Origin of the sequence: Marinitoga lauensis (genome assembly GCF_004135675.1) — a bacterium.
In the GTDB taxonomy this organism is placed as follows: domain Bacteria; phylum Thermotogota; class Thermotogae; order Petrotogales; family Petrotogaceae; genus Marinitoga; species Marinitoga lauensis.
In genome coordinates this window covers 1-10,768 of sequence record NZ_QHLX01000014.1, presented here as the reverse complement: position 1 = coordinate 10,768, position 10,768 = coordinate 1, and the positions used below count along the sequence as shown (strand labels likewise).

Annotated in this window: 6 protein-coding genes and 4 pseudogenes; 9 read left to right on the top strand and 1 reads right to left on the bottom strand. The window is 27.6% G+C overall.

What is annotated here, in order from left to right:
- Window positions 1–100: 100 nt before the first annotated feature.
- The 9 genes and pseudogenes from DJ007_RS20640 to DJ007_RS20945 form a co-directional block, all read left to right on the top strand.
- Window positions 101–334 (top strand): annotated as a pseudogene (locus tag DJ007_RS20640) (hypothetical protein); the annotation flags it as partial.
- Entirely contained in the window at window positions 331–1,539 is a 1,209-nt protein-coding gene (locus DJ007_RS14200; protein ID WP_129410145.1) for an extracellular solute-binding protein, read from the top strand. The pseudogene DJ007_RS20640 and the gene DJ007_RS14200, both read left to right, overlap by 4 nt.
- Window positions 1,540–1,592: 53 nt before the next feature.
- Window positions 1,593–2,468: a carbohydrate ABC transporter permease gene (locus DJ007_RS14195; protein WP_129408622.1), complete on the top strand. Its 876-nt coding sequence runs from the start codon at window positions 1,593–1,595 to the stop codon at window positions 2,466–2,468.
- On the top strand, window positions 2,468–3,700 hold the full coding sequence (locus tag DJ007_RS14190) for a carbohydrate ABC transporter permease (RefSeq protein WP_129410144.1): 1,233 nt from the start codon (window positions 2,468–2,470) through the stop codon (window positions 3,698–3,700). The genes DJ007_RS14195 and DJ007_RS14190 overlap by 1 nt, the downstream gene beginning before the upstream one ends.
- Window positions 3,697–4,626, top strand: a complete 930-nt coding sequence (locus DJ007_RS14185) for an SIS domain-containing protein (protein WP_129410131.1) — start codon at window positions 3,697–3,699, stop codon at window positions 4,624–4,626. The genes DJ007_RS14190 and DJ007_RS14185 overlap by 4 nt, the downstream gene beginning before the upstream one ends.
- A 9-nt stretch (window positions 4,627–4,635) precedes the next feature.
- A complete protein-coding gene (gene nagA, locus DJ007_RS14180) occupies window positions 4,636–5,727 on the top strand; it encodes an N-acetylglucosamine-6-phosphate deacetylase (protein ID WP_129410132.1) in 1,092 nt (363 codons plus the stop codon).
- 202 nt (window positions 5,728–5,929) lie between these two features.
- Window positions 5,930–7,564 carry an IS1634 family transposase gene (locus tag DJ007_RS14175; RefSeq protein WP_129407806.1) on the top strand — a complete coding sequence of 545 codons (1,635 nt, stop codon included), beginning with the start codon at window positions 5,930–5,932 and terminating at the stop codon, window positions 7,562–7,564.
- Window positions 7,565–7,976: 412 nt separating this feature from the next.
- Window positions 7,977–8,108: pseudogene (locus DJ007_RS21120) on the top strand (IS1634 family transposase N-terminal domain-related protein); the annotation flags it as partial.
- Window positions 8,109–8,225: 117 nt separating this feature from the next.
- A pseudogene (locus tag DJ007_RS20945) lies at window positions 8,226–9,609 on the top strand (IS1634 family transposase); the annotation flags it as partial.
- A 176-nt stretch (window positions 9,610–9,785) separates the two neighbouring features.
- On the opposite strand, the pseudogene DJ007_RS20940 reads toward DJ007_RS20945, so the two are convergent.
- Window positions 9,786–10,768 (bottom strand): annotated as a pseudogene (locus DJ007_RS20940) (IS1634 family transposase); the annotation flags it as partial.

Sequence of the window (10,768 nt, the reverse complement as noted above, 5' to 3'; positions counted from 1 at the left end):
AAAGTTGGAAACTTTAATACAATTTGAGTTTAAAGGCAGTAAAGTATAAAAATATGACCCATTTAATGGAGTAGTTAATGAACTTCCCAACAAAGACGAAACGGTTATTTCTTTTGTCCTTGATTCCTTTAGGTTTGAGAAACAATTAAATTTACAAAAGAAATTAAAGAGTTTTTCTGATGATGTTATTTATGTGATTATTAGAAATGATGAAGATTTAGAACATTATATTTTAGAATCATATATAGTTACGTATTCAACGAAATTAATTTCAATATATCAGGCTATTAAAGCTATTAAAAAGAACATTTTAAAAGGGGAGGTTTCATTATGAAAAAGTTGGTATTGGTAGTATTGTTAAGTGTGTTAGTAGTATTTGCTTTTGGTAAAACCAGGATAACTTTCTGGGGATTTATGTTGAATGATGAATCTTCTAAAAAGATTCTTGGAGAATTTATGAAGGAAAATCCAGATATTGAAGTTGAGTATGTTCAGTTATCCTGGTCAAATGGTTTTGACAAAATCGTTACTTCAATTGCAGCAAATAACGCACCAGATGTTGTAGAACTTGGTAATACATGGGTAGCTAACTTTGCAAGTCAGGACGCTATTTTAAAAATGGACGATTATGCATCAAAAGTAAAAGATAAATATTTTGGCTGGGATTCAGTAGAATATAATGGACATTACTGGGCATTACCATGGTTATTGGGAACAAGAGCTTTATTTTTTAATTTAGACTTATTTGAAAAAGCAGGATTAGATCCAAATACCCCACCAGAAACATGGGAAGAATTATATGATGCTGCACAAAAAATCGATGCTTTAGGTGATGATATATATGGTTTTGGTATGTGTGCAGGAGAAAGTTTCAGTCCGTGGCAACAATGGTTTTTACCAGCAGTCTGGGGAAATGAAGCATCAATTTTATCAAAAGATATGAAAAAATCATTGTTATACTCAACAAAGGTTATAGAAACAGCAAAATTCTATCAAGCATTATCCAAATATTCCTTAAAAACAAAACAAGCAGATTTAGCTAAAGCATTTGGTGAAGGAAAATTAGGTATGTATGTTAGTGGTGCATGGGATATATCAGGTATAGAAAGCAATTATCCAAATATTTTATTTGATGTAGCATTATTACCAAAACCAAATAAATGGAGTGGAACCCATGCTTCATTTGCAGGTGCAGAAGTATTGGCTATAACAAAACAATCAAAAAATCAGGAAGCAGCTTTAAAGTTAATTGAATACTTATTGAGATCTGATGTTGCAATGCAGGTAACAAAATTAGTTCCATCTGTATTCCCATCAGTGGTTGGTGCAGATAAAGATCCATGGTTTGAAGATCATCCAATGCATCAGGTTTTCTATGAACAAAATAAATACGCAAAACCTGCTCCATCACATCCACAATGGTTTAAAATACAACAATATTTAACAGAAGCTATTGAAAAAATCGTTCTTGAAAATGAAAACGTTGAAAGCACATTAAGATACTATAATTTAAAAATCCAACAATTATTGAACCATTAAAAAAAGTGCCTGTGCAAAGTCCCCCTTGCACAGGCGTCTTAAGGAGTGAAAAAATGAAAAGACAAACAAAATATAATCTTGAAACATTTATTCTATTATTACCATTCTTAATTATATTCATGATATTTGGAATTTTCCCCATAGGTTATTCATTTTTTATGAGTTTTACCGATTATAGTGGAATAAATCCTCACTATAATTTTGTTGGTCTGTCAAATTATATAAGAGCATTTCAAGATGAGGTTTTTCTCATTGCATTAAAGAATACATTTATCTTTGTTATTGGGACAATCCCATTTACAACAACATTTTCATTATTACTTGCGTTATTGATAAATAGCAAGCATCTGCCTTTCAAAGGACTTTTTAAAGCAGGGTTCTTTTTACCATCGGTTATATCAATGGTTGTTATATCCACAATATGGATCTATCTATACAGCGCAAATGGTTTCTTCAATAATATGATGAAGTTATTTGGAATGCATGCGCTGGATACCAGCTGGCTTGCTTCCACTAAAACCGCACTTATATCGATAATGATAATGGATATTTGGGCCGCTATAGGTTATTATACCATATTATTCTTAGCAGGTCTTCAGGGAATACCTGGAGAGGTATATGAGGCGGCATCTATTGATGGAGCTTCAAAAAAACAAACGTTTTTCAATATTACTCTACCCTTATTAAAACCAACATTGTTTTTCATTATTTCATTAAATACAATAAGATCATTTCAGATATTTGCTGAAATATTTACAATGACAGGTGGTGGACCTTCCAATTCAACACAAACGGTAGTTCATTATCTATACCAGACTTCATTTAGGCAATTTGAAATGGGATATGCATCTGCAATAGCATATATTTTAATGGCGATAATAATGGTATTTACCATAATTCAAAAGCGTCTTCTCAGGAGTGATATATAATGAAAAGATTTTTATTTTTAATCCTTATGTTCACATTGTTGATTATGTCTTTATTTCCATTAATAACCATGTTTTATACTGCAATTATACCAGAAGGAAACCTTACACACGTTATAAAAGAAAAGTATTTAAATGATTTTGAGATAAAGTATATAAGATATATAAAAAGAAAAGTGAAAACCTATGATGGGGCAAAGATTTCTATTTCAAAGGATTCACCTGAAACAAAACAAAGTTTGAAAATAGATTTAGAACCAGACAAAACTCAAAGAATTGCATTATTAACAAATGATCTGGATTTAAGAATGATGAAAAATTTGAGTTTTTTTATTAAGTCTGATATTAAAGATTTTAATATTATTTTTTATGATGTTGATGAAAACCAGACAAAAATAGAAATTAATAATGATTCAGATAAATGGCATAAAATTTCTATAAGTTATAAACTATTGAAAAATAGAGAGGTTGATTTAAAGCATATAACAAAAATAGTTTTTTCATTTACACCTACTAAGGAAACAAGTGTATTTTTGGACGATTTTAAGATAGAATATAAGTATCCCACTTTATTGAATTTTATAAATGTATGGAAGGAAAATAATTTTGCAATATATATATTCAATAGTTTAATTGTGGCTATTATTGTTGTTATAGGTAATATTATATTTTCCACAATGGTTGCATATGGATTTGCAAGAAGGGAATTCTTTGGTAAGAATGTATTGTTTATGATAGTGCTTGCAACGATGATGATACCTCCACAAACAACTATTATCCCTATATTTATAATCATGAAAAATCTTGGTTGGATTGACACATATTATGCATTAACAATTCCATTTTTAGTAACGCCATTTGGTATATTTTTACTTAAACAGTATATAGAACAATTACCTATTGAGTTAGAACAGGCTGCATATGTGGATGGAGCAAATACATTTCAAATATTATTTAAAATCATCTTTCCATTATCAAAACCTGCGATAGCGGTTATGGCTATAAACACGTTTATAACTTCATGGAATATGTTGTTTTATCCATTGGTTATGACTACTTCAAAAGAGATGAGAACTGTTCAGGTAGGGCTTGCACTGTTTCAAAAGTTCAATCAGGTAGATTGGCCGACATTAATGGCAGCCTCATCTATAATAGGTATACCAGTTATAATCGCATTTTTAATATTCCAGAAACATATAATTTCTGGAATTACACAAGGGGCGGTGAAAGGATGAATGGTAAATATACAATAAGAGAAATAAATAAAATACCTGAGTTATTAAAAAAAGCAAAGGATTATAAAATTACATTTGATAAAAATAAGAAATATACATTTGTAGGTTGCGGTTCATCTTATAATCTTGGATTGATTATCACTAAAATGCTAAAAAAATATGGTTATTATTCAAATATAATTTCAGGCGGTGAAGTGATAGTTTTTGATACAATTCCAGAAACGGATATTGCCATATTTTTATCTCGAACAGGTGAATCCACAGAAACGGTAAAGGCTGTTGATAATTTTAAAAAGAGAAATATTAAAACAATAGGTATTACATGTACTCCTGATTCTTCCTTAACTAAGATATGTGATGAAACATTTGTTTTTGATTTTGCTAATGAAGAAAGTGTAGTTATGACCGGTTCATTTGTTTTTATACTCAATTTTCTTTTAAATGGCATTAAATTCAACGATATTGCAAATGAGTCAGAGCAACTTCTATTAAATATTAAGAATTATATAGACTCAATTGATTTAAAAAAATATAATCATTTTGTATTTCTCGGTTTTGATGAACAATATGGTGTTTCAAAAGAAGGAGCATTAAAGATTCAAGAAATGGCTATACAAAATGTAGAATTTCATGAGCCACTTGAATACAGACATGGACCAAAGTCTACATTGACGGAACATTCTATTGTTATAATAAATTCCAAGGATACAGAAGAGGAATTGAAATTAGCAAAGGAATTGAAAGAATTTGGAGCTAAGACCATTCTTATAGGTAAAAATAAAGATATTGATATACCATATAATGATGGGTTTGAATCTCCATTAAAAATGATAATACCTCAATATATAGGTTATAAAAAGGCTTTAATTGAAGGTTATGACCCAGATCAACCAAGGAATTTAAGCAAATCTGTTATTTTAGATTAGAGGTGTATTATGGAAATAAAAAATGCCCTGATTGTTGATCCTATAGACGGAGAATATATTGGAGATATAATAATCAAAAACAATAAAATAGAAAAAGTTATAAAAAAAGAAAGAGAATATAGTTATGACTATATTCTTATGCCTGGATTTGTTGATACGCATACTCATGGCTATATGGGAATAGATTTTATGACAGCAAGTAAAGAAGAGTTAAAAAAATGGGTGGAATTAAACTTTTCTCATGGTGTAACGAGATTTTACCCCACAACGGTTTCTGCGTCTATTGAACAATTAAAAAAAATTACCTCTAAATTTCAACCAATATTATCCATTGCGGGTATTCATTTAGAAGGTCCATATATAAATAAAGCAAAAAAAGGGGCCCAAAATGAAGAGTATATATATCCACCAAAAATCAAAGATTTAAAAGCTATAATAAATGATTATGTAAAACTAATAACTATGGCACCAGAAATAGAAAAATTTTTTGATTGTGTTGAATATTTAAAGAGAAAAGACATAATAATATCTCTGGGACATTCTAATGGTAATTATGAATTATTCAAAAAAGCATTAAATCAAGGAATAAATAGGATTACTCATTTTCCTAATGCTATAACTTCTTTACATCATAGAGCTATTGGTGGTGTAGGAGCAGGAATGCTTGAACCTTTTAAAATAGAGATGATAATAGACAATATTCATACATCACCAGAATTTGTAAAATTGATATATAAGATTAAAGATATAGAAGATATTATATTAATTACAGATTCTATTTCTGCAACTAATTTAAATGATGGAGAATATACACTTGGTGGATTAAAGGTTATGGTAAAAGATAAAAAAGCAACATTAGAAGATGGAACAATAGCAGGAAGCACATTGACTTTTGATGATGGTGTGAGAAACTTTTATTTAATTACTAATTGCTCTTTAAAAGAATTAGTAAGAGTTTCATCATATAATGCACTTCAAGATCTTAATATTAAAAATGAAGGGAGAATTAAAGAAGGTTATATAGCAAACCTTGTAATTCTCAACAAAAATCTTGAAATTCAAAAAACAATATTCCATGGTAATATTGTTCACGAAAAATAATCATAAAAAGAGACCATAAAATTTTTTATTATTTTATTCCTGCCTTTGACAGCAATTTGGCGATTTTAAGTGAAATGGAACGGTAGAATGCGGGTTTGAGGCGTGTATTTTTCAGGAAGTCGAAAAATTGTGTGGCTAACTTTTGTTACAGAGAATTAACTATAATTAGTAATATATTAGTCCTTTTGGTGGTATAATATATATGACAACCACTGAAAGGAGATGTTTTAAAATGTATCCTAAAATATCAAAAGTGAAAGGAAAAAGATATTTAAGGATAATGGAAAGCAAAAGAGAAAATGGAAAAGTGAAACAGCATACAGTAATAAATTTTGGAAATATAGATAAGTATAGTAAAAAAGATATAACAAAACTTGTAGATAGTCTTTTTAAAATATTTGAAATAGATGAATATGAAAAAATAGAAGATGATTTAATGGAAGAAATAGCAAGAAGAAATTACGGAGCCAAAGTAATAGTAAATAAGATATTTGAAAGATATGAGATGAAAAGATATTTTGAAAGACTGGATAAAGAAATAAAATACAATGCAGAAGAAATGTTAAAAATAATGGTGATGAATAGAATAGTAGAACCGAAGAGTAAATTGGGAATATTTAATAATTTAGAGTATTTTGGATATAACAAAGTGGAAGTTAAAAAAGAAAAAGACCTGGAAGAAAAAGATGTAATGTTGCACTGGTTATACAGAACATTGGATATATTAGCAGATAATAAAGAGTCGATAGAAAAACATATGTATAATCAAAGGATAAGTTTGTTTAATACAACGGTAGATTTAGTATTTTACGATGTAACAACATTAGCGTTTGAAACACAACAAACAAATGAAATATTACAAATGGGATATTCAAAGGATAAGAAATTTAATGAGTCGCAAGTAGTATTAGGGATGTCAATAGATCAGGATAGAATGCCAGTTAGTTTTGATATATATGCAGGAAATACATTTGAAGGGCATACATTTAAAGATTCAATAGAAAAAATGAAAAAAGAATATCAATTAGGAAAAGTAATAGTAGTAGCAGATAGAGGAATGATGAGTAAAAAAAATATAGAAGTAGTAGAAAATTCTAATTATGAATTCATAGTAGGAAAATCAATAAAACAGTTAAAAAAAGTAAATATATTTGAAGGAGAATTCATAGAAATAGCAAAAGGAATAAAATATAGAGAAGTAGAATATGAAAATAAAAGATTACTCATAATATATTCAGAAGAAAGAGCTAAAAAAGACAGAGCAGATAGACTACGATTAATAGAAAAAGCGAAAAAAATGTTAGAAGAAGGAAATATAGATTCCAAAAGTAAAAGAGGAGCGAAAAAATATTTAAAAGAACAGAACAAACAAAATTATATATTGGACATAGAAAAAATAGAAAATGATGAAAAATACGATGGATACTATGGAATAATAACAAACACAAAACTATCTCCAAAAGAAATATTAGAACAATATCATACATTATGGAAAGTAGAAGAAACATTCAGAACATTAAAAAATTATCTTGAAACAAGACCGGTATTTCATTGGACACCGAAAAGAATAAAAGGACATATTGTAATGAGTTTCATATCTTACATAATTCAAAGAACATTAGAATTAGAACTGGAAAAAAATAATATTGAATACTCTCATGAAAAAATAAGAGAAGCTATAAAAAAAATGGAATACTCTGAAATAAGATTAAAAGACAAATTATTTGCATTAAGAGCCAATTTAAACGATTTTCAAAAAGCCATATTAAAAACATTAAAAATAGAAAAACCGAAAAAAATGATGGAATTAGATGAATTTAAAAAAATAATCTCCTAAAACACGCATGAAAAGCCAAAAAGGAGGATGTGTGTGGCTAATTTCTCTTTTTATAAAAAGTTAACAATAGCTATTTTTTGAATAATTCTACTTTTTAGAATTTTGTTGATAATAATAGTGTCAAACTCAGGAGCAAACCTTGTAATTCTCAACAAAAATCTTGAAATTCAAAAAACAATATTCCATGGTAATATTGTTCACGAAAAATAATCATAAAAAGAGACCATAAAATTTTTTATTATTTTATTCCTGCCTTTGACAGCAATTTGGCGATTTTAAGGGAAATGGAACGGTAGAATGCGGGTTTGAGGCGTGTATTTTTCAGGAAGTCGAAAAATTGTGTGGCTAACTTTTGTTACAGAGAATTAACTATAATTAGTAATATATTAGTCCTTTTGGTGGTATAATATATATGACAACCACTGAAAGGAGATGTTTTAAAATGTATCCTAAAATATCAAAAGTGAAAGGAAAAAGATATTTAAGGATAATGGAAAGCAAAAGAGAAAATGGAAAAGTGAAACAGCATACAGTAATAAATTTTGGAAATATAGATAAGTATAGTAAAAAAGATATAACAAAACTTGTAGATAGTCTTTTTAAAATATTTGAAATAGATGAATATGAAAAAATAGAAGATGATTTAATGGAAGAAATAGCAAGAAGAAATTACGGAGCCAAAGCAATAGTAAATAAGATATTTGAAAGATATGAGATGAAAAGATATTTTGAAAGACTGGATAAAGAAATAAAATACAATGCAGAAGAAATGTTAAAAATAATGGTGATGAATAGAATAGTAGAACCGAAAAGTAAATTGGGAATATTTAATAATTTAGAGTATTTTGGATATAACAAAGTGGAAGTTAAAAAGAAAAAGACCTGGAAGAAAAAGATGTAATGTTGCACTGGTTATACAGAACATTGGATATATTAGCAGATAATAAAGAGTCGATAGAAAAACATATGTATAATCAAAGGATAAGTTTGTTTAATACAACGGTAGATTTAGTATTTTACGATGTAACAACATTAGCGTTTGAAACACAACAAACAAATGAAATATTACAAATGGGATATTCAAAGGATAAGAAATTTAATGAGTCGCAAGTAGTATTAGGGATGTCAATAGATCAGGATAGAATGCCAGTTAGTTTTGATATATATGCAGGAAATACATTTGAAGGGCATACATTTAAAGATTCAATAGAAAAAATGAAAAAAGAATATCAATTAGGAAAAGTAATAGTAGTAGCAGATAGAGGAATGATGAGTAAAAAAAATATAGAAGTAGTAGAAAATTCTAATTATGAATTCATAGTAGGAAAATCAATAAAACAGTTAAAAAAAGTAAATATATTTGAAGGAGAATTCATAGAAATAGCAAAAGGAATAAAATATAGAGAAGTAGAATATGAAAATAAAAGATTACTCATAATATATTCAGAAGAAAGAGCTAAAAAAGACAGAGCAGATAGACTACGATTAATAGAAAAAGCGAAAAAAATGTTAGAAGAAGGAAATATAGATTCAAAAAGTAAAAGAGGAGCGAAAAAATATTTAAAAGAACAGAACAAACAAAATTATATATTGGACATAGAAAAAATAGAAAATGATGAAAAATACGATGGATACTATGGAATAATAACAAACACAAAACTATCTCCAAAAGAAATATTAGAACAATATCATACATTATGAAAGTAGAAGAAACATTCAGAACATTAAAAAATTATCTTGAAACAAGACCGGTATTTCATTGGACACCGAAAAGAATAAAAGGACATATTGTAATGAGTTTCATATCTTACATAATTCAAAGAACATTAGAATTAGAACTGGAAAAAAATAATATTGAATACTCTCATGAAAAAATAAGAGAAGCTATAAAAAAAATGGAATACTCTGAAATAAGATTAAAAGACAAATTATTTGCATTAAGAGCCAATTTAAACGATTTTCAAAAAGCCATATTAAAAACATTAAAAATAGAAAAACCGAAAAAAATGATGGAATTAGATGAATTTAAAAAAATAATCTCCTAAAACACGCATGAAAAGCCAAAAAGGAGGATGTGTGTGGCTAATTTCTCTTTTTATAAAAAGTTAACAATAGCTATTTTTTTGAATAATTCTACTTTTTAGAATTTTGTTCCTGAGTTTGACAGTATTTTTTTCAATAAAATTCTAAAAAGCAGAATTATTCTAAAAAACAACAATTGTTAATTTTTTATTAAATACAAAAGTGTCATTACACCCCTAAATTTTATATTTTCTTTGAATTCTGTATAGGGTGAAATTATTTTTGGTACAGGAATATTTAATGTATTTAATATTCTTTGTCCTAATTTATTTAAATTCATTCTCGCTACAAGATGTTGCTTTTGTGTTTTAAATTCAATGTATTCCATATTTTTAATAGCTTCTCTTATTTTTCATGAGAGTATTCAACATTATTTTTTCCAGTTCTAATTCTAGTGTTCTTTGAATTATGTAAGATATGAAACTCATTACAATATGTCCTTTTATTCTTTTTGGTGTCCAATGAAATACCGGTCTTGTTTCAAGATAATTTTTTAATGTTCTAAATGTTTCTTCTACTTTCCATAATGTATGATATTGTTCTAATATTTCTTTGGAGATAGTTTTGTGTTTGTTATTATTCCATAGTATCCATCGTATTTTTCATCATTTTCTATTTTTCTATGTCCAGTATATAATTTTGTTTATTCTGTTCTTTTAAATATTTTTCGCTCCTCTTTTACTTTTGAATCTATATTTCCTTCTTCTAACATTTTTTCGCTTTTCTATTAATCGTAGTCTATCTGCTCTGTCTTTTTGGCTCTTTCTTCTGAATATATTATGAGTAATCTTTTATTTCATATTCTACTTCTCTATATTTTATTCTTTTGCTAGTTCTATGAATTCTCCTTCAAATATATTTACTTTTTTATTTGTTTTATTGATTTTCCTACTATGAATTCATAATTAGAATTTTCTACTACTTCTATATTTTTTTACTCATCATTCTCTATCTGCTACTACTATTACTTTTCCTAATTGATATTCTTTTTCATTTTTTCTATTGATCTTTAAATGTATGCCCTTCAAATGTATTTCCTGCATATATATCAAAACTAACTGGCATTCTATCCTGATCTATTGACATCCCTAATACTATTTGTGATTCATTAAATTTCTTATC

What these genes read in the sequence shown, in the direction of transcription:
- DJ007_RS14200 (WP_129410145.1), top strand. Translation starts at nt 331, where the DNA reads ATGAAAAAGTTGGTATTGGTAGTATTGTTAAGTGTGTTAGTAGTATTT.
- DJ007_RS14195 (WP_129408622.1), top strand. Translation starts at nt 1,593, where the DNA reads ATGAAAAGACAAACAAAATATAATCTTGAAACATTTATTCTATTATTA.
- DJ007_RS14190 (WP_129410144.1), top strand. Translation starts at nt 2,468, where the DNA reads ATGAAAAGATTTTTATTTTTAATCCTTATGTTCACATTGTTGATTATG.
- DJ007_RS14185 (WP_129410131.1), top strand. Translation starts at nt 3,697, where the DNA reads ATGAATGGTAAATATACAATAAGAGAAATAAATAAAATACCTGAGTTA.
- nagA (WP_129410132.1), top strand. Translation starts at nt 4,636, where the DNA reads ATGGAAATAAAAAATGCCCTGATTGTTGATCCTATAGACGGAGAATAT.
- DJ007_RS14175 (WP_129407806.1), top strand. Translation starts at nt 5,930, where the DNA reads ATGACAACCACTGAAAGGAGATGTTTTAAAATGTATCCTAAAATATCA.